Raw genomic sequence first — 18,980 nt, 5'->3', positions numbered from 1 at the left:
GCGTGTCTTTTTACACAAAATCTGGCTGACTGACAGCAAAAACCCCGGCAAGCCGGGGTTTTTCACTGGGGTAGCAGTAGTACGAAAGTGCCGCTCAGAGGCATCACTTGAGATTGAGCACATCCTGCATGTCATAAAGACCGGCCCCCTGCTGACCAAGCCACTTGCCCGCCCGCACAGCACCGTTGGCGAAGGTCAGGCGGCTGGAGGCCTTGTGGCTGATCTCCACCCGCTCGCCTATATCGGCAAACATGACGGTATGCTCCCCCACCAGATCGCCGGCGCGAATGGTGGCAAAGCCGATAGTGTTGCGATCCCGCTCGCCAGTGATCCCCTCGCGACCATAGACGGCGCACTCCTTGAGATCCCGACCCAGGGTTTTGGCGACCACTTCCCCCATGGAGAGCGCGGTACCGGATGGCGCATCCACCTTGTGGCGATGGTGGCCCTCGATGATCTCGATGTCGGTGTAATCCCCCATCACCTTGGCGGCCTGCTCCAGCAGCTTGAACACCAGGTTGACCCCGACCGAGTAGTTGGAGGCGAACACGATACCGATCTGCTTGCCAGCCTCTTTCAGAGCAGCCTTGCCTGCATCGTCAAAACCGGTGGTGCCGATCACCATCTGCTTGTGGTGGGCCAGCGCAAAAGCAAGATTGGCCAGCGTCACCTCGGGGCGGGTGAAGTCGATGATAAGATCAAACTCGTCGCGCACCTTGTCCAGACTATCGCTGATGGCCACACCCAGATGGCCCAGCCCATTGAGCTCACCGGCATCGAGACCTATCACCGCCGAACCCGGCCGCTCCAGCGCGGCGCCGACCACTACGCCATCGGTGTTGGTGATGGCCTCCAGCAGCACCTTGCCCATACGACCATTACAGCCCATCACGGCCACACGGATCGGATTGTCCATCTCCACCCTCTCATCTCTTTTAATTATGGAAAGAGACCGTTTTACCAGCCCGCGCCGGGTTTGAAAAGCCATGATGCCACCACTCCTTGCTGCACTCGCCAACGGCAGCGCCCGCTGGCTGGCCAAGAACTTCCTTTTGGTCACAGGCCGTTTTTCATCGTCTCATTCCATCATTTGGCAGACCGGGTGCCATCTGATAGGTTCGAACGAGTGAAATGCCAGCATAAGCAAAATCAGGGCAACGCCCGTGTCGATATCAAACGAGGTGCAATGATGAGCGCAGGATTGCTGTTTGCTGTGGGGTTGATATCACTGACCCTGGTCATGCTGGCCGCGGCTCTGCTGTTTGGCGGGCCGAGCTCGGCACCGGCGATGGCCAGCATCAACGACCCTTTCAAGGGGAGTGACTGGAGCAATATGCCACCCCTCTCAAGATACCCGGCGCGTGACGGCACGCAGCTGGCCTATCGGCACTATGGCGCAAAAGAGCACGCAGAGAACAACAAGGTCAAGGGCAGCGTGGTACTGGTTCACGGCTCTTCTGCCAGCAGTCAGAGCATGCACAAGATGGCGAACGCCTTTTCGCAAGCGGGATATGACGCCTACGCCCTCGATATTCGCGGCCATGGCGCATCGGGCGACAAAGGCACCATTGCCTACATCGGTCAGCTTGAAGACGATCTGGAAGATTTCATCAAGTCGGTGGCCCCCGGCAAGCCTGCAACACTCGTCGGCTTCTCGTCAGGGGGTGGCTTTGTGCTGCGCGTTGCTGGCTGCACGCGACAAACCCTGTTCGAGAGCTATCTGCTGCTCTCCCCCTATCTCGGCCCCACCGCCGCCAACTACCGGCCCAACAGCGGTGGCTGGGTGCGTGTCGGCTTGCCTCGCCTCATCGCCCTGAGCATCCTCAACGGTTTCCATATTTCCGCACTCAACCATCTGACCGTGCTGAACTTTGCCCTTAATGATGAGGCGAAATCCCTGCTGACCCCCTCCTACTCCTTCAACCTTGCTTCGAACTTTCAGCCGGAGCGTGACTACCAGCAGAACATGCGCAATGTGCAACGCCCCTGCGCCGTGATCGCGGGTGCAAATGACGAAGCCTTCCAAACAGATCAACTTGAACCTGAGTTAAGACGTCTCGGAATCTCCTGGCCTGTCACCCTGCTGCCCGGAATTGGCCACATTCCGCTGACGCTGGAACAGGACGCCATCACAACAGCCGTTCAGGCGGTGGAGAAATTGACACAGTAACCACACAGCCCAGGTCTTGTGTCCACGCGTTCTGGAAATATCCGTACCATGCTCACGTAGAGATAGAGAGAGGGCTGCGGGAGAAATCCCCAAGATGGCATGCAGAGATCTTATCGTTTACCTCTTTCCTTATTAAAGGCACGCGATACCCCCAGATACCCGCGGACTGCGCCAGAACAGTAATGAACAATAAACGGCACCAACTTATTTTTCCGAATATTCTTTGGATATCTCAATAACACCAGAATCATCAAACAAAAACACCTATCCATCTGGACGTCTATCTTGACCAAGCGAGGTTGACTCACTACTGTGGGCACCCCAATGCGGCAGGATGCCCGCCCTGTTTTCCCCCTATCCCTATCCGATACAGGTACAAAGCAGTTCATGACAGGAGGTCATTGTTCAATTTCAGAGGAACACATGATCCAGACTCAACCCAGTGCCAGGGCCTTGCTGCCACTTCTGGTTTTTCTCGCACTCTTTATCGGTACCGGTACCTGGCTGACCCTGCAGGGAGTCGAATTCGCCTTCTATCAGCTGCCCGCTCCGGTTGCTGCCCTGCCTGCGGTGATGCTCGCCCTGCTGCTTGGCAAAGAGAGCTTCAACAGCAATCTGGAGACCTTCTTCAAGGGGGTCGGCCACAGCAATATCATGGCGATGTGCCTTATCTATCTGCTAGCGGGCGCCTTTGCCAGCGTGGCCAAGGCCACCGGCGGGGTTGATGCTACTGTGGTGCTGGGCCTGTCGCTCATCCCTGGCTGGGCGCTGTTGCCCGGGCTGTTCCTCATCTCTGCCTTTATTGCTACCGCTATGGGCACCTCCATGGGCACCATAGGTGCCGTGGCGCCGGTCGCGCTGGGCGTGGCGCAGGCGGCCGGTATCGATCCGGTACTGATGGCAGGCACCATTCTCTCCGGCGCCATGTTTGGCGATAACCTCTCCATCATCTCCGACACCACCATAGCAGCAACCCGCAGTCAGGGGTGCGAGATGAAGGACAAGTTCCGCGAGAACTTCAAGATTGCGGCCCCTGCCGCCATCGCGGTGATCCTGCTCTATCTGACCCTGGGCTCTGTGGGTGAATCCCCTGCCAGCGGCAGCGCCATCGAGCTGTTCAAGGTGATGCCCTACCTGCTCATTCTTGGGCTGGCGCTCGCCGGGGTGAATGTGTTTGTGGTATTGGGGATCGGTATTCTGGCCGCCGGAGCGGTGGGCATGATCAACGGCTACGCCATCGGTCAGTTCAGCAAGGATATCTATCAGGGCTTTACCGGCATGCAGGAGATCTTCCTGCTCTCCATGCTGATCGGCGGCCTCGGCGCCCTGATGGAACGTCAGGGTGGACTGGCCTGGATCAGCGAGCGCATCAGCGCCCTGATTGCCCGTTTCACTCGCGAGCACAATGGTGAACAGAACGAGAAAGCCGCCGAGCTCGGCATCGCCGGGGTGGTGAGCCTCACCAACCTCTGCACCGCCAACAACACGGTGGCTATTATCGTCGCCAGCAAGGTAGCCCGGGATCTGGCCGAACACCACGGTGTCACCCCGCGCCGCGCCGCCTCCATGCTCGATATTTTCTCCTGCGTGGTACAGGGTCTGATCCCCTGGGGCGCACAGGCGCTGCTGCTGGGATCCATCTTCGCCCTGTCGCCGTTGGCGGTGGTGAGCATGAGTTTCTACCCGATGGCGCTCGCGGTAGCGGCACTCATTGCAGTGTTTGTGAAGCACCAGATGCGCGGCAAGGCTGACAAGTAACAGGATAACGTCCATGCGTTTCTACACAGGATTAGCGCTCGCGGTAGCGGCACTCATTGCAGTGTTTGTGAAGCACCAGATGCGCGGCAAGGCTGACAAGTAACAAACCAGAGGCTGGCGCGCCGACATGCTGTCAACAGGGGCCACCCCCTGGCCCTTGTTGACTCACTATCAGATCCGCCAGCATTTATCCCACCGCCCCTTGGCATCAGCCGTTCGGGGCGAGTGTTCCCCTGTCACCCCCCTTAACGTCCAGAGTGAATGTGCTAAGGTAGAGCGCGTTCACGCCATCGATGCGCAGCTATACCAGAGGTTCCCCATGCATGAGTCCCAACCCGAACGTCAATCCCTGCGCCAACTGGTTCGTCAACGCCGCAAAAATCTGAGTCCGGCCGAGCAGCAAGCGGCGGCCCAACAGCTGCTGGCCCAGTTCAAGCAACACCCCGAGATCCTCGCCGCCAAGCGCATTGCCCTCTATCTGGCCAATGACGGGGAGATCAATCCCCTGCCCACCATCCACTGGCTGTGGGCCCAGCACAAAGAGGTCTACCTGCCGGTGCTCCACCCCTTTACCCCGGGTCACCTGCTCTTTTTGCGCTACACCGCCACCAGCCCCATGGTGCGCAACCGATACGGCATCGAAGAGCCGGAGCTGGATATCCTGCAGGTGGTGCCCCACAGCACGCTCGATCTTATCTGCACCCCGCTGGTCGCCTTCGATGCCCAGGGTAATCGCCTTGGCATGGGGGGCGGCTACTATGATCGCACTCTCGCCATCTGGCATGAGCACAAGCTGGGCCCCAAGCCACTCGGCATTGCCCACGACTGCCAGCAGGTAGATGCCGTCCCGCAAGAGGAGTGGGATGTGCCGCTGCCCCAGATCATCACCCCGAGCCACTGCTGGCGCTTTGAATAGGCTGTTTTTGGTCGGCAGCCCCGGCTTTGTGCGCGCAAACGCAGAATAAACAGGCAAACGATTTACAAAGTCCCTCTTTTTGCCCCGGAACGTGAGCAACAAGGTCGCGACGGGGTACCGGGTTGGATATAATGCGCCCGCTTTTTTCTTAAGGAACGATCATGACTCAAGATGAAATGAAGAAGGCGGCCGGTTGGGCTGCGCTCAAGTATGTGGTTCCCGGCACCATCGTCGGGGTGGGCACCGGCTCTACCGTCAACCACTTTATCGACGCGCTGGCGACCATGAAGGACGAGATCAAGGGGGCGGTATCCAGCTCCGTGGCCTCTACCGAGCGCCTCAAGGGCTTCGGCATCACCGTATATGATCTCAACGAGATCGACGCCCTCTCCGTCTATGTGGATGGCGCCGACGAGATCAACGCAACCCGCGACATGATCAAGGGCGGTGGCGCAGCCCTGACCCGCGAGAAGATCGTTGCCGCCGTCGCTGACAAGTTCATCTGTATCATCGACAACACCAAGACCGTCGACGTGCTGGGCCAGTTCCCGCTGCCGGTGGAAGTGATCCCGATGGCCCGCGAATACGTGGCCCGCGAAATTCGCAAACTGGGTGGCAACCCGGTGTGGCGTGAAGGCGTGGTCACCGACAACGGCAACCACATTCTGGATGTGAAAGGCATGGCCATTACCGACGCCAAGGCGTTGGAAGTGCGACTGAACGCCATTGTTGGCGTGGTCACCAACGGCCTGTTCGCCGCGCGCGGCGCCGATGTGGTCCTGATCGGTACGCCGGACGGCGTGATTACCCAGTAATCCCGATACCGGCAGCACAGTGCAGCGGCATCCTCCCTCGCCCGCCAGCGCCACTCTGCCAGCCCTGACATAGCAGCGGCGTTGATTGAGCCCCGGGATGGGATATGACCCAAACATTGCACTGTGAATAAATGACGGCGCCTGATGGCGCCGTTTTTATTTATCCCTCAACAAGTTGCATACGGATGTTTACAACATTCGTTGATAACTTCAAAGAATTTGACTTTCGTCACAAATATTCCCTCTCCCAAACGTTTTTGCTACTTTACGGTTTTCTTCGCACACCAAATCTGCACTTACGTTTGCACATACAGAGGGATCGTCATGACTGCCAAGTTTTCGTTGGACAAGGATAAAATCAAGGTTCTGCTGCTGGAGGGGGTTCACCCCAACACCGTAGAGACCTTTCGTGCCGCAGGTTACACCAGTGTGGAGTATCTCAAGACCTCACTTTCCGAAGAGGAGCTGATCGAGCAGATCCGGGACGTGCATTTCATCGGGCTGCGCTCCCGCACCCAGATCACCGAGAAAGTCCTCGACGCCGCCAACAAGCTGGTCGCCATCGGCTGCTTCTGCATCGGTACCAACCAGGTCGAGCTGGAAGCAGCCCAGATCCGCGGTATTCCGGTCTTCAACGCACCCTTCTCCAACACCCGTTCGGTCGCCGAGCTGGTACTGGGCGAGATCCTGCTGTTGCTGCGCGGCATCCCCGAGAAAAACGCCAAGTGCCATCGCGGCGTGTGGGAAAAACTGGCCAACCGCTCGGTGGAAGCGCGCGGCAAGAAGCTCGGCATCATCGGCTACGGCCACATCGGTACCCAGCTTGGCATCATCGCCGAAAGCATCGGCATGAAGGTTTATTACTACGATATCGAGAATAAGCTCTCGCTGGGTAACGCCATCCAGGTGCCGAGCATGGTCGAGCTGCTCAATATGTCTGACGTCATCAGCCTGCACGTGCCGGAGACCGCCTCCACCAAGAACATGATCGGTGCCGAGCAGCTGCGGATGATGAAACCGGGCGCCATCTTCATCAACGCCGCCCGCGGTACCGTGGTGGATATCGATGCGCTGGCTGACGTCATCAAGAGCGGCCATATTGCCGGCGCCGCCATCGACGTCTTCCCGGTCGAGCCCAAGTCCAACGACGAAGAGTTCCAAAGCCCGCTGCGTGGGCTGGAGAACGTCATCCTGACCCCGCACATCGGTGGCACCACCCATGAAGCGCAGGAGAACATCGGGCTGGAAGTGGCCAACAAGCTGGTCAAATACTCCGACAACGGCTCCACTCTCTCCGCCGTCAACTTCCCGGAAGTGTCGCTGCCGGGCCACAAGGGCTCCAGCCGCCTGCTGCACATTCACCGCAACCAGCCGGGCGTGATGAACCAGATCAACCAGATCTTCGCCGAAGAGGGGATCAACATCGCCGGTCAATACCTGCAGACCAGCAGCCATATCGGTTACGTGGTGATCGACGTGGAGACAGAGCACAGCGAGAAGGCGCTCGCCAAGCTCAAGGAGATCAACGGCACCATCCGCGCCCGCATCCTCCACTGATAGATCCGTGTATCCAAGCAGCAAAAAGCCCGTCATGATGACGGGCTTTTTTACGTTTTGGAGCCTGATAGCTGCGTGATGGCTTACCACCACCCCAACAGGTTGCGGCCCACCAGCGCCCCCCATACCAGGGCGTTCAGGGCCAACGCGATAAAGACGGCGGCAGAGCCCAAATCCTTGGCGCGACCGGAGAGCTCATGATGCTCGGAGCCAACCCTGTCTACCACAGCTTCAATGGCGGAGTTAAGGATCTCGACGATCACCACCAGCCAACTGATGACGATAAGCAGCAGGATCTGGTTGAGAGAATCCCCCAGCCAGAAGGCCAGTGGCATCAGCAACAGGATCAGCATCAGCTCCTGCCGAAACGCCGCCTCGTTGATCCAGGCTGACCTGAGTCCTTTCATGCTGTAACCGGTTGCGTTGATGATGCGGGTGACCCCGGTTGCCCCTGGCTTTGCCACGCTATCTACCTCATTTGGAATCGATTTTGGCCTCACATCCTATCAGAGCCCCCCAAGGTTTCAATCAGGGGACTTTTGCTTTATTTTATCTCTTTGCTTTTTCGCCCCTTGCGGCTGACACCACCCACTCGAGACTTGAGTTGTATGTCCATTCACACAGATGAATTGCGCACCCGTCGCCTGGAGTCACTGATCACTCCGAGCGAGCTTGCACACGCGTTTCCGATCACCGATACCATTGCCCAGAATCTGCTGGATGCCCGTCGCGAAGTGGAAGCCATTCTGGCCGGAGACGATCAGCGCCTGCTGGTCATTGTCGGCCCCTGCTCTATTCATGATCCCGCTGCTGCTCGCGAGTATGCCCAGCGCCTCAACGCCCTGCGCGAGCAGTATAAAGAGAGCCTCTGCATCGTGATGCGCACCTATTTCGAGAAGCCGCGCACCATCGTCGGCTGGAAAGGGCTCATCAACGATCCGCGCCTCGATGGCAGCTTCGACGTCAACGAAGGGCTGAAACTGGCGCGCAAACTACTGGTCGACATCAACGAGATCGGCATGCCCACCGCCACCGAATTCCTCGATATGGTGACCGGCCAGTATATTGCCGACCTCATCACCTGGGGCGCCATCGGCGCTCGTACCACCGAATCCCAGGTACACCGCGAGATGGCTTCGGCCCTCTCCTGCCCGGTCGGCTTCAAGAACGGCACCGACGGCAATACCCGCATCGCCATCGATGCGGTGCGCGCCGCCCGTCACAGCCACATCTTCTATTCGCCGGACAAAGACGGCAAGATGACCATCTACCGTACCGCCGGTAACCCCTTTGGTCATGTGATCCTGCGTGGCGGCCACCGCCCCAACTACGACACCGCCAGTGTCGATGAAGCCTGTGAAGCGTTGGCCGATGTGGGCCTGCCGGAGCGTCTGGTGGTCGATTTCAGCCACGGCAACAGCATGAAGGATCACCGCCGTCAGCTGCTGGTGGCGCAAGATATCTGCGATCAGCTGCGCCGCGGCCGTACCGGCATCGCCGGCATCATGGCCGAAAGCTTCCTGGTGGAAGGGCGTCAGGATGTGGAGAACGGCTGCGCCGCCACCTTCGGCCAGAGCATCACCGATGCCTGCCTGTCATGGAGCGACACCGAAACCCTGCTGGCGATGCTGGCAGAGGCTGCTCTGGTACGCCTTGCCAAGCGGCAAGCCTGAGCCCCGATGACGAATATCGGCTGGCAGATAGTCCCCCTCAATGAGACGCTGCTGGCGCAGTGGGCAACCCTGCGCCAGCAGCTGTGGCCGCACCACGCACTTTCGGCCCACCTGCAGGAAGGCGTTGAGATGTTGGCCAATGCACATCTCAACGCCTTTCTGGCGCTGGATGAGCAGAGTCAGGCGGTAGGCTTTGCCGATGCAGCCCTGCGCCACGATTACGTGAATGGCTGCAACAGCAGCCCTGTGATGTATCTGGAAGGGGTCTATGTGCAACCGGCCTCGCGCCAGCGTGGGATGGCACAAGCCTTGATCGCTCAGGTAGCGCAGTGGGGCCGCGAGCTGGGTTGCCGGGAACTGGCCTCCGATGCCGCCATCGACAATCTTGACTCGCAGCAGATGCACCAACAACTCGGCTTTGCCGAAACGGAGCGAGTCGTATTCTTCAAAAAGGCCCTCGGCTGACGCCAAGGGCCTTTCTTGTTTCTCACAAACTGGGCATAAACCACACGCGCCCCGCAGCTTCGATGCGGTCGGTGCGGATCTGGAATACCTGCGCCAGCAGCGCCTCATCCACCAGCTCGACACCCCCTTCGCGCACCACCACGCCCCCTTGCAGGCAGAGAATGCGGTCGGCCCAGTCGATGGCCAGATTGATATCGTGGATGGCGAGCACCACCAGCAAGCCCTGCCCGGCCAGAGTTTTCAGCAACCGCAATAGCGCCAGCTGGTGATGCAGGTCGAGCCCCGCCAGCGGCTCGTCCAGCAGCAGCACCTTGCCGGTCGGATTGAGGCTCGGCCAAACCTGCAGCAGGGTGCGGGCGATCAGCACCCGCTGCTGCTCGCCCCCCGACAAACGGCTGAAGTCCCGGGCCAACAAGGCTTCCAGCTCCAATGCCTCGCACAGTGCATTTATCGCCTCGCTCTGCCTGGCGGGCGAAACCGCCTCATCGAGCCCCAGGCTCAACACCTGAAACACCGGAATATGAAACAGCTGGGGCTGACGCTGGGGCAACATAGCGCGCCGTTTGGCAAGCTCGGGCCAACTCAGGTCAGTAAACACTTCCCCCCCCAGCTGCACTGTGCCATCGGCGGGTAAAATCCCCGCCAGCGCCCCGAGCAGGGTCGACTTGCCGCTGCCATTGGGGCCAAGCAGCGCCACCAACTGGCCGCCATGCCAGCGGATATCCAGGGGAGAGAGCCGTCCGGCAATGGCGAGTGCGCGCGCCTCCAGCAGCGGCGCAGCAGCACCAGAAGAAACCGGCATGGGATCAGCGGGCGACATCGGCATCTTGCCTCAACAACGGGTAAATAAGGTGACTGCGCGCCCCGACCAAATCATGCAGAACCATCAGCAGTTTGCCTCAATAGCAGATAGATAAAGAGCGGCGCCCCCACCGAGGCGGTGATGACCCCGATAGGCAACTCCCCCGCGCTCAGGGTGGATCGAGCAACCAGATCGGCTGCCAGCAGCAGGGCCCCGCCACCGAGCGCCGAGGCAGGCAGCAGGAAACGCTGATCGCTACCGCCACAGAGCCGCAGCAGATGGGGCACCACCAGCCCGACAAAACCGATCACCCCGCACAGGGATACCGCCACCCCGGTCAGCAGACAGACCGCCAGCACCAGCCGCACCCGCATCTTGTCTACATCCATCCCCATCAGGCGGGCCTGGGTCTCCCCCAACAACAACTGTTGCAGCGCCTTGCCCTGCCAGCAGAGCCAACCCAAGGTGAGCGGCAGCACCAGCCACCACCAGCCGAACTGCTGGCTGCCGTAAGAGAGGCTGCCCATCATCCAGAACATGAATTCACGCAAGGAGCCATCGTCGGCAAAGTACATCAACCAGGTCATGGCGGCATTGGTAAGAATACCGATGGCGACGCCAAACAACAGCAAGCGGGCATGGCCGAGGCGTGCCCGGCGAGCCAGCCGAATGAGCAGCATGGTGACCAGCAGCGCGCCACCGAAGGCCGCCAGCGACAGCCCCCAGCCGGGCAGATAGAGGCCGAGGGATTTGGCCACCGCCATCGCCACCATGGCAGCCAGTCCTGCTCCGCTTGAAACGCCAAGCAGCCCGGGTTCGGCCACCGGGTTGTGCAGCATCACCTGCAATACGGCGCCGCCACAGGCAAGCGCTGCTCCAGCCAAGAGGGCCAGCAAGGCGCGCGGCAGGCGCAGCTCCCGCAGGATGCGCTGTTCGAGATCGCCAAGGGGCTGCCAGGGCAGCAGCACAAACTCGCCCCAGACGAGGGAGAAGAGAAACAGCAGCAGGGTCAGCAGCGTCAGGCCACAGAGCCAGCGCCGCTGCCAGCGCTGCTGGCGGGCGATAAGGGAGAGGTACAAGGATGATCCCCGAATAACAAGGCTCCCCCCGGCCCTGTCGCTGCGCCGGGGAGAAGCAGGAAAAGGGCATGATAACAGTGGCTTGCCACCCAAGGTCAAGGCTGGTAACGCTTTGCCATCACCCTTATCTCGCCGCTGGCCACCAGATTTTGCAGCGCCACCAGCAAGGGCTGGCGCAGCGACTGGTGAGGTGAGTGCTTGCTCATCCCCAGATAGAAGGTTACCGGCGTGGCGGGGCGGTAGTCCGCCTTGCCTATCCGGCTGGCATTTCCCTGACTCAGGGCATAGTCCACCTGACAGTCGGTGCCAATCATCAGCGGCAGGTGACCGCGCTGCACCATGCGCAGCAGCTGATCTTCGGTGGGTACTCCGTGCTTGTCGAGGCGGCTGTCACTGTTGAAGGGCTCAAAGTAGGCGGAGTTGAGCACATAGCCCACCTTCACCCCCTGCAGATCACGGTATTGGTGGATCCGGGCCACATTGACCGGCTGACCATAAAACGCGGGCCAGCACTGATAGTAGGCAGGCTGCAGATAGTCGATGAACTGCGCCCGCTCGGCAGTATAGGCGAGGCCAATCATCAGATCGACCTGACCGGTCTGCATCTGCTTGAGCGCCCTGCCCCACGGCATCCGCCGTACCTGCAACTCAATGCCGCTCGCCTGTTGCAACCGGCGCAGGATGTCCATGTCGAGCCCCTGCAACCGGCCATCCGCTTGCAGGATGCGAAATGGCGGCCACAGATCGGTGGCTACCGTCAGCGTCGGGGTCGCTCGCACCGGCATGGCAAATAACAGTAACAACACAATCCCGCATAACTTGCCCATCCCGTCGCATACCTCGCACGGCTTATCCTGTTGGTTAAAAATACCCTCCCGCACCACGTATGAAAACCCGTGGTTCAGGGATAAAATGCGCCGGATTTTCAAGGAGAACCCTATGAACCCGATTTTCACCAGTATCGGTCTGCTGCTCTGCAGCAACGTCTTTATGACCTTCGCCTGGTACGCTCACCTCAAGAGCATGAACCATAAACCCTGGATCATTGCCGCCCTGGTGAGCTGGGGTATCGCCCTGTTCGAATACCTGCTGCAAGTGCCTGCCAACCGCATCGGCCATACGGTGATGAGCGTGGGCCAGCTGAAAATCTTGCAAGAAGTGATCACACTCACCGTATTCGTCCCCTTCTCTATCTTCTATCTCAAGGAAGATCTGAAATGGGACTATCTCTGGGCAGGGCTCTGCATTCTCGGTGCGGTCTTTTTTGTCTTTCGCGAGAAACTGACCGGCGCCTGAGGCTGTACACTCAATATCATCCCGCTCATGGCATCTCATTGATCGACGAGGCAAAAAAATGGAATTGCGAGACATGTTACAGATCCTGGCCAAGCAGGATGGCTCAGACCTCTATCTGTCGACCGGCGCGCCCCCCTGCGCCAAATTTAACGGCGGCCTGCGCCCCCTCAACGAAACGCCGCTGGAACCGGGTGAAGTGGCGCGGATCGCCGCCGAGATCATGGATGGCGAGCAGAAGCAGCAGTTCGAGAAGGATCTGGAGATGAACCTCGCCATCTCCCTGCCCCAGATCGGCCGCTTTCGGGTCAACATCTTCAAGCAGCGCAACGAAGTCTCTCTGGTGGCCCGCAACATCAAGACCGAAATCCCCCGCTTTGAAGATCTCAAACTCCCGCCAGTGCTGCTCGACACCATCATGGAGAAACGCGGTCTGGTGCTGTTTGTCGGCGGTACCGGCTCGGGCAAATCCACTTCGCTGGCGGCGCTTATCGACCATCGCAACCGCAACAGCGGTGGCCACATCATTACCATCGAGGATCCGGTGGAGTTCGTTCATCGCCACCGCAAGAGCATCATCAACCAGCGGGAGGTTGGCGTGGATACCCGCAGCTTCCACGCTGCGCTGAAAAATACCCTGCGTCAGGCGCCGGACGTCATTCTTATCGGCGAAATTCGCGATCGCGAGACCATGGAACATGCGCTGGCCTTCTCCGAAACCGGCCACCTTGCCATCTCCACCCTGCACGCCAACAACGCCAACCAGGCGCTGGATCGCATCATCAACTTCTTCCCCGAGGAGCGCCGCCCCCAGCTGCTCAACGATCTGGGCAACAACCTCAAGGCTTTTGTCTCCCAGCGGCTGGTGAAAACCACCGATGGCGGCCGCCGGGCCGCAGTGGAGATCATGCTCGGCACCCACACCATCCGCGACATGATCAAGCGCGGCGAATTTGGCGGCCTCAAGGAGGTGATGGAGAAATCCAAGGCCCTCGGCATGGTCACCTTCGACAGTGCCCTGTTTGATCTGGTGGTGGAAGGGGTAATTGAGGAAGAAGAGGCGGTAAAGAACGCCGACTCGGCCAACAACCTGCGCCTCAAGATCAAGCTGTGGAAGGAGAAGGGACAGATTGCCAGCAGCAGCGATGCCACCGGCTGGAGCCTCGAACCCACCAAGGACGAGAAGGGCGATTTTTTCTAACCAGCCCCTCGAGAACCCCGGGCCCGCCCGGGGTTCTCTTTATCCAGCACGGCTGACCCGACTTATCCCTCCGCTCACGCAGAGCACAGCCAGTCAGCACCAACGGCGAACGCGCTGGCAATATGCCACATACTCGTCGCCGAAACGGGCGCGCAGCAGCCGCTCCTCCGGCATGATCTGAAAGCGGGTCAGCCAGGCCACCAGCACGATTGGCCCAACCCAGACCCAACTTCCACCGAGATAACAGCCCCAGGCGGCCAGCCAGCAGAGCAAGCCCAGATACATGGGATTGCGACTGACACGATAAACGCCGCAGGTTACCAGACGACTGGTGTGCTGCGGTTTGGTGGGGCTGACCGTGGTCTGGTGGTGACGAAATCGTTGCAGTGCCCCAAAGCCCATGATGGCCCCCGCCACGACCAGCACAGCCATCAGCGTCATTGCCCAGATGCCGGGCTGGCTCTCCCCTCTTAGCCACCACATGGCCCCGGCACAGAGCAGGAGGATCAGCGGTGGTGGCAAACGTAACTCAAGATTGACCATTTTCTTCCCCTGACGAGTGTCGGCCGAACCCGTGTTGCGGTAGACTCCCAACCAGTCAGCGCCTGTTGAGAGTGACAAAGATCATAATAATAACAACAAGTTGTGGTTAAACCACCACCAATGTGGCCGACCCCGTCCAAACTATCCAACGCGAATAACAAAAAGGAATCACCATGCACAAGAAAACTCTGCTGGCTACCCTGATCTTCGGCCTGCTCGCGGGCCAAGCCGTTGCGGCTCCCTATCTGCCCCTTGCGACGGATCATCGCAACGGCCAGGAGCAAACCGCCAGCAACGCCTGGTTGGAAGTGGATCTGGGCGCCTTTGAACACAATATCCAGACCCTCAAGGATCGCCTCGGCGACAAGGGCCCGCAGATCTGCGCCATCATGAAGGCCGACGCTTACGGTCATGGCATCGACCTGCTGGTCCCCTCCGTGGTCAAGGCCAATATCCCCTGCATCGGCATCGCCAGCAACGAAGAGGCCCGCGTCGCCCGCGAGAAGGGATTTACCGGCCGTCTGATGCGGGTGCGTGCCGCCACCCCGGACGAAGTAGAGCAGGCCCTGCCCTACAAGATGGAGGAGCTGATCGGCAGTCTGGTGAGTGCCCAGGGTATCGCCGATATCGCCCAGCGCCACCACACCACCATTCCGGTGCATATCGCGCTCAACTCCGCCGGCATGAGCCGCAACGGCATCGACCTGCGTCTGGCCGATGCCAAACAGGATGCGCTGGCCATGCTCAAGCTAAAGGGGATCACCCCGGTCGGCATCATGACCCACTTCCCGGTGGAGGAGAAAGAGGACGTCAAGATGGGGCTGGCCCAGTTCAAACTGGACTCCCAGTGGCTGCTGGAAGCGGGCAAGCTGGATCGCAGCAAGATCACCATCCACGCCGCCAACTCCTTCGCCACCCTGGCCGTGCCGGACGCCTACTTCGACATGGTGCGCCCGGGCGGCCTGCTCTACGGTGACTCCATCCCCTCCCACACCGAATACAAGCGGGTGATGGCATTCAAGACCCAGGTAGCCTCTGTCAACCACTATGCGGCAGGTAACACCGTCGGTTATGACCGCACCTTTACCCTCAAGCGTGACTCCTGGCTCGCCAACCTGCCGCTGGGCTACTCCGACGGTTATCGCCGCTCCCTGAGCAACAAGGCCTATGTGCTGATCCAGGGTCAGAAGGTGCCGGTGGTCGGCAAGACTTCCATGAACACCATCATGGTGGATGTGACTGACCTGAAAGGGGTGAAACCCGGCGACGAGGTGGTGCTGTTTGGCCGTCAGGGTGAAGCCGAAGTGAAACAGGCGGATCTGGAGGAGTACAACGGCGCCCTGCTGGCGGACATGTACACCATCTGGGGCTACACCAACCCCAAAAAGATCAAACGCTGATCACGCGATATGAAAAAGGGCTCCCGCGGGAGCCCTTGTTATTGATTCATCATCAACCGTATTCAAGCGGCCTTTTTTCGGGTCACAAACAGACTCAGCCCCATGGATGCCAGCAGGATCAGCGCAACTACGCCCAGTGCGATACCGGTCGGGATCTTGAAGATATCCAGCAGCAGCATCTTGACCCCGATAAACATCAGGATCAGCGCCAGACCGTATTTGAGCAGGGCGAAGCGATCAGCCACACCAGCCAGCAGGAAGTACATGGCACGCAGACCCATGATGGCGAAGATGTTGGAGGTCAGCACGATGAAGGGATCCGTGGTCACCGCAAAGATGGCCGGGATACTGTCCACCGCGAAGATGAGGTCGCTCACCTCCACCAGCACCAGGATCAACAGCAGCGGGGTGGCATAGCGCACACCGTCACGCCAGACGAAGAACTTCTCCCCTTCCAGGGTCTCGGTCACCTTGAAACGACGGCGCATCCAGCCCAGCAACGGGTTGTTGGCCAAGTCCGGCTCCTTGTCGGCCGCCCACAGCATTTTGGCACCGGTCAGCAGCAAGAAAGCGCCGAACAGATAGAGGATCCAGTGGAACTGCTCGATGAGCCAGCTGCCCGCGAACACCATACCGGCACGCATCACGATGGCACCCAGTACCCCGTACAGTAGCACCCGGCGCTGCAGCTCGGCTGGAATGGCAAAGTAGCCGAACAGCATCAGCCAGACGAAGACGTTGTCCACTGCCAGCGCTTTCTCGATGAGGTAGCCGGTAAGGAACTCCAACCCCTTCTGATTGGCGATTTCACGGCCCGCGCTGTGATCCAGCCAGAGCCAGATAGCCAGGTTGAAGAGCAGGGCAACACTGATCCAGATGAGGGACCAGACGCCCGCCTCTTTGAGAGATACCTTATGTGACTTGCCGCCACCGACAAAGCGTATGTCTATCCATAACAGGACCAGCACTATGCTGAAGAAACCGGTCCACATCCACCATTCACCCATTTTCACTTCTCCCAAAAACGACAAAACCCACGACCGAGAGGCGTGGGTTTGCGTTTGGAGCAGATACACCTTGCCTCTCGGCAAGGTCTCACTTACAGCTGATTTTCATCGACTGCCCGGCTGCCGGGTGCACTGCAGGAAATGGGTGCACCGTAATGACGACAAACCGGCGAGAAGTTACTCCCCTTGTTGCGCGGATAGTAGCAGCGGTAAAAGATAACGCCAAGAGGCATCTTCACTGCCGTCAAAAATAAATCGGGGCTCCATCAAGGAGCCCCGCAAGCAGGTTCAACACATCCCCATCAGAGCGGGTCGACCTTGAGGCAGGAGACCGCGTGATCGAAGTTCCCCTCCAGCACGGGGCGGGTCTTGGCGCACTCGGGGCCAGCCACCGGGCAGCGGGTGCGGAACACGCAACCGGACGGCGGATTCATCGGCGATGGCAAGTCCCCTTCCAAGATCTGGATCACCTTGTTGCGCTCCAGCTCAGGGTCCGGGATCGGCACAGCAGACATCAGCGCCTTGGTGTAGGGATGCAACGGGTTGGCGAAGATCTCCTTGCGGGTCCCCAGCTCAACGGCGTTGCCCAGATACATCACCAGCACCCGATCGGAGATATGCTTGACCACCGACAGGTCGTGGGCGATGAAGATAAGCGACAGCCCCATCTCCTTTTGCAGGGATTTGAGCAGGTTAACCACCTGCGCCTGAATGGATACGTCCAGTGCCGAGACCGGCTCGTCGCAGATGATCATCTTGGGCTCGAGGATCAGTGCCCGGGCAATCCCGATCCGCTGGCACTGGCCACCGGAGAACTCGTGCGGATAGCGGTTGACCAGGTTGGGCAAGAGCCCCACCTTGCTCATCATGGCGCGCACCTTCTCCTTCACCTCTTCCCGTGGCAGGTTGGGATAGAAGGTGATGAGCGGCTCGGCGATGATGTCGCCGATGGTCATGCGCGGGTTCAGAGAAGCCAGCGGGTCCTGGAAGATCATCTGGATCTCTTTGCGCTTCTCGCGCAGGGCATTCTGATCGAGCTTGGTAAGATCGTCACCCAGCCACACCACCTTGCCATCGGTGGCCGGTACCAGACCGATGATGGCGCGGGCAAAGGTCGATTTACCGCAGCCGGACTCCCCCACCACACCAAGGGTTTCACCCTCATAGAGACGCAAGGTCACCCCATCGACCGCCTTGAGATCGGACGGTTTGGCCCAGGGCCACGCCTTGCCACTCTTGATACTGAAGTGGACCTTGAGGTCAGACACTTCCAACAGCAATTTTTTGTCGGCACCCATTTAGTTGGCCCCCTTGTTCATGGCATCCGAAACCCAGTGGCAAGCCCGCTCCCGACCGTCGTTGAACGGGGTGAGGATCGGTGACTGCTGGCCGCAAATCTCGCTGACCCGGTGGCAACGCTCCTGGAAGGGGCAGCCGGTCGGCAGACGCAGCAGGTTGGGCGGATTGCCCGGGATGGTGGGCAGCACTTCCCCTTCGGTATCGAGACGAGGAATGGCGCGCAGCAGGCCTTCGGTGTAGGGGTGGCTCGGGCGATAGAAGATATCGTCTACCTTGCCGTACTCCATGGTACGACCGGCATACATCACCAGCACCTTGTTGCAGATACCGGCGACCACGCCAAGGTCATGGGTGATCATGATGATGGCGGTGTTGAACTCGCGCTTGAGCTCGTTCATCAGGGTCATGATCTGGGCCTGTACGGTCACGTCAAGGGCGGTGGTCGGCTCGTCGGCAATCAGCAGTTGCGGCCGGCAGAGCAGCGCCATGGCGATCATCACCCGCTGGCGCATGCCACCCGAGAACTCGTGGGGATACATCCCCATCCGCTTGCGCGCTTCAGGAATTTTCACCGCATCTAGCATCCGTACCGACTCTTCGAATGCTTCCGCCTTGCTGACGCCCTTATGCAACATCAGCACTTCCATCAGCTGATCCTGCACCTTCATGTAGGGGTTGAGCGAGGTCATGGGGTCCTGGAAGATCATGGCGATCTTCTCGGAGCGGATCTTGTTGAGCTTGGACTCCGGCAGGTTGAGGATCTCCTCACCCTGAAACTTGGCGGAACCGGTAATTATGCCGTTTTTGGCCAGCAGCCCCATGATGGCAAAGGCCGTCTGGGATTTGCCGGAGCCGGACTCGCCGACGATCCCCAGGGTTTCACCCGCAGAGAGAGAAAAGTTGAGGTCGTTGACCGCCACCACATTGCCGTCCGGGGTCTTGAACTCGACCCGCAGATCTTTCACATCCAGTAACTTCATATAAAAACTCCTTATCGATCTT

At 59.5% G+C, this 18,980-nt stretch carries 19 protein-coding genes; 10 read left to right on the top strand and 9 right to left on the bottom strand.

Annotated elements, in window-relative coordinates:
* Nucleotides 1–103 precede the first annotated feature (103 nt).
* Nucleotides 104–916, bottom strand: coding sequence for a 4-hydroxy-tetrahydrodipicolinate reductase (dapB, locus tag AB5Y97_RS05175; protein WP_005347132.1), 813 nt, complete (start codon nucleotides 914–916; stop codon nucleotides 104–106).
* A gap of 273 nt (nucleotides 917–1,189) precedes the next feature.
* Here dapB and AB5Y97_RS05170 point away from each other — a divergent pair, with 273 nt between their 5' ends.
* From AB5Y97_RS05170 to serA, 5 genes are all read left to right on the top strand, one after another.
* Nucleotides 1,190–2,170, top strand: a complete 981-nt coding sequence (locus AB5Y97_RS05170) for an alpha/beta hydrolase (protein ID WP_368157357.1) — start codon at nucleotides 1,190–1,192, stop codon at nucleotides 2,168–2,170.
* A gap of 423 nt (nucleotides 2,171–2,593) precedes the next feature.
* The gene (locus AB5Y97_RS05165) at nucleotides 2,594–3,928 is read left to right on the top strand and encodes a Na+/H+ antiporter NhaC family protein (RefSeq protein WP_368157316.1); all 1,335 of its coding nucleotides are present in this window, start codon (nucleotides 2,594–2,596) and stop codon (nucleotides 3,926–3,928) included.
* 319 nt (nucleotides 3,929–4,247) lie between these two features.
* The gene (locus tag AB5Y97_RS05160; RefSeq protein ID WP_005337635.1) at nucleotides 4,248–4,844 is read left to right on the top strand and encodes a 5-formyltetrahydrofolate cyclo-ligase; all 597 of its coding nucleotides are present in this window, start codon (nucleotides 4,248–4,250) and stop codon (nucleotides 4,842–4,844) included.
* A gap of 161 nt (nucleotides 4,845–5,005) precedes the next feature.
* Nucleotides 5,006–5,659 (top strand): ribose-5-phosphate isomerase RpiA, encoded by a 654-nt coding sequence (gene rpiA, locus AB5Y97_RS05155; RefSeq protein WP_005353106.1) that lies wholly within the window; start codon nucleotides 5,006–5,008, stop codon nucleotides 5,657–5,659.
* 324 nt (nucleotides 5,660–5,983) lie between these two features.
* Nucleotides 5,984–7,216, top strand: coding sequence for a phosphoglycerate dehydrogenase (serA, locus tag AB5Y97_RS05150; protein WP_005337639.1), 1,233 nt, complete (start codon nucleotides 5,984–5,986; stop codon nucleotides 7,214–7,216).
* 83 nt (nucleotides 7,217–7,299) lie between these two features.
* Here serA and AB5Y97_RS05145 read toward each other — a convergent pair whose 3' ends face one another.
* Nucleotides 7,300–7,680 (bottom strand): diacylglycerol kinase, encoded by a 381-nt coding sequence (locus AB5Y97_RS05145; protein ID WP_064341903.1) that lies wholly within the window; start codon nucleotides 7,678–7,680, stop codon nucleotides 7,300–7,302.
* Between the two features lie 144 nt (nucleotides 7,681–7,824).
* Between AB5Y97_RS05145 and AB5Y97_RS05140 the strand changes: the two genes are divergently transcribed.
* On the top strand, nucleotides 7,825–8,889 hold the full coding sequence (locus AB5Y97_RS05140; RefSeq protein WP_005353109.1) for a 3-deoxy-7-phosphoheptulonate synthase: 1,065 nt from the start codon (nucleotides 7,825–7,827) through the stop codon (nucleotides 8,887–8,889).
* A gap of 6 nt (nucleotides 8,890–8,895) precedes the next feature.
* The gene (gene aac(6'), locus AB5Y97_RS05135) at nucleotides 8,896–9,354 is read left to right on the top strand and encodes an aminoglycoside 6'-N-acetyltransferase (RefSeq protein WP_335837688.1); all 459 of its coding nucleotides are present in this window, start codon (nucleotides 8,896–8,898) and stop codon (nucleotides 9,352–9,354) included.
* A gap of 22 nt (nucleotides 9,355–9,376) precedes the next feature.
* On the opposite strand, the gene AB5Y97_RS05130 is transcribed toward aac(6'), so the two are convergent.
* The 3 genes from AB5Y97_RS05130 to AB5Y97_RS05120 form a co-directional block, all read right to left on the bottom strand.
* Entirely contained in the window at nucleotides 9,377–10,174 is a 798-nt protein-coding gene (locus AB5Y97_RS05130; RefSeq protein ID WP_335837706.1) for an ATP-binding cassette domain-containing protein, read from the bottom strand.
* Between the two features lie 53 nt (nucleotides 10,175–10,227).
* Nucleotides 10,228–11,235: a vitamin B12 ABC transporter permease BtuC gene (gene btuC, locus AB5Y97_RS05125; RefSeq protein ID WP_368157315.1), complete on the bottom strand. Its 1,008-nt coding sequence runs from the start codon at nucleotides 11,233–11,235 to the stop codon at nucleotides 10,228–10,230.
* 95 nt (nucleotides 11,236–11,330) lie between these two features.
* Nucleotides 11,331–12,062: a transporter substrate-binding domain-containing protein gene (locus AB5Y97_RS05120; RefSeq protein WP_335837686.1), complete on the bottom strand. Its 732-nt coding sequence runs from the start codon at nucleotides 12,060–12,062 to the stop codon at nucleotides 11,331–11,333.
* Between the two features lie 112 nt (nucleotides 12,063–12,174).
* Here AB5Y97_RS05120 and AB5Y97_RS05115 point away from each other — a divergent pair, with 112 nt between their 5' ends.
* Entirely contained in the window at nucleotides 12,175–12,531 is a 357-nt protein-coding gene (locus AB5Y97_RS05115) for a DMT family protein (RefSeq protein ID WP_005337656.1), read from the top strand.
* A 58-nt stretch (nucleotides 12,532–12,589) separates the two neighbouring features.
* Nucleotides 12,590–13,729, top strand: coding sequence for a type IVa pilus ATPase TapW (gene tapW, locus AB5Y97_RS05110; RefSeq protein WP_005353124.1), 1,140 nt, complete (start codon nucleotides 12,590–12,592; stop codon nucleotides 13,727–13,729).
* 93 nt (nucleotides 13,730–13,822) lie between these two features.
* On the opposite strand, the gene AB5Y97_RS05105 is transcribed toward tapW, so the two are convergent.
* The gene (locus AB5Y97_RS05105) at nucleotides 13,823–14,272 is read right to left on the bottom strand and encodes an isoprenylcysteine carboxylmethyltransferase family protein (protein ID WP_335829123.1); all 450 of its coding nucleotides are present in this window, start codon (nucleotides 14,270–14,272) and stop codon (nucleotides 13,823–13,825) included.
* Nucleotides 14,273–14,445: 173 nt separating this feature from the next.
* Between AB5Y97_RS05105 and alr the strand changes: the two genes are divergently transcribed.
* Complete coding sequence (gene alr / locus AB5Y97_RS05100; protein WP_021230622.1) at nucleotides 14,446–15,672, top strand: alanine racemase; 1,227 nt, start codon at nucleotides 14,446–14,448, stop codon at nucleotides 15,670–15,672.
* A 62-nt stretch (nucleotides 15,673–15,734) separates the two neighbouring features.
* Here the strand turns inward: alr and AB5Y97_RS05095 are convergent, their stop codons facing one another.
* From AB5Y97_RS05095 to AB5Y97_RS05085, 3 genes are all read right to left on the bottom strand, one after another.
* Nucleotides 15,735–16,679: a TerC family protein gene (locus AB5Y97_RS05095; RefSeq protein ID WP_005353134.1), complete on the bottom strand. Its 945-nt coding sequence runs from the start codon at nucleotides 16,677–16,679 to the stop codon at nucleotides 15,735–15,737.
* Between the two features lie 302 nt (nucleotides 16,680–16,981).
* Nucleotides 16,982–17,977: a murein tripeptide/oligopeptide ABC transporter ATP binding protein OppF gene (gene oppF, locus AB5Y97_RS05090; RefSeq protein ID WP_005337666.1), complete on the bottom strand. Its 996-nt coding sequence runs from the start codon at nucleotides 17,975–17,977 to the stop codon at nucleotides 16,982–16,984.
* On the bottom strand, nucleotides 17,978–18,958 hold the full coding sequence (locus AB5Y97_RS05085; RefSeq protein ID WP_005337668.1) for an ABC transporter ATP-binding protein: 981 nt from the start codon (nucleotides 18,956–18,958) through the stop codon (nucleotides 17,978–17,980). It abuts the gene before it with no gap.
* Nucleotides 18,959–18,980 lie beyond the last annotated feature (22 nt).

This window comes from Aeromonas sp. R10-2, from assembly GCF_040908445.1.
Classification (GTDB): domain Bacteria; phylum Pseudomonadota; class Gammaproteobacteria; order Enterobacterales; family Aeromonadaceae; genus Aeromonas; species Aeromonas veronii.
The sequence above is the reverse complement of the archived record's forward strand: the minus strand, read 5'-3'. Positions and strand labels throughout refer to the sequence as shown.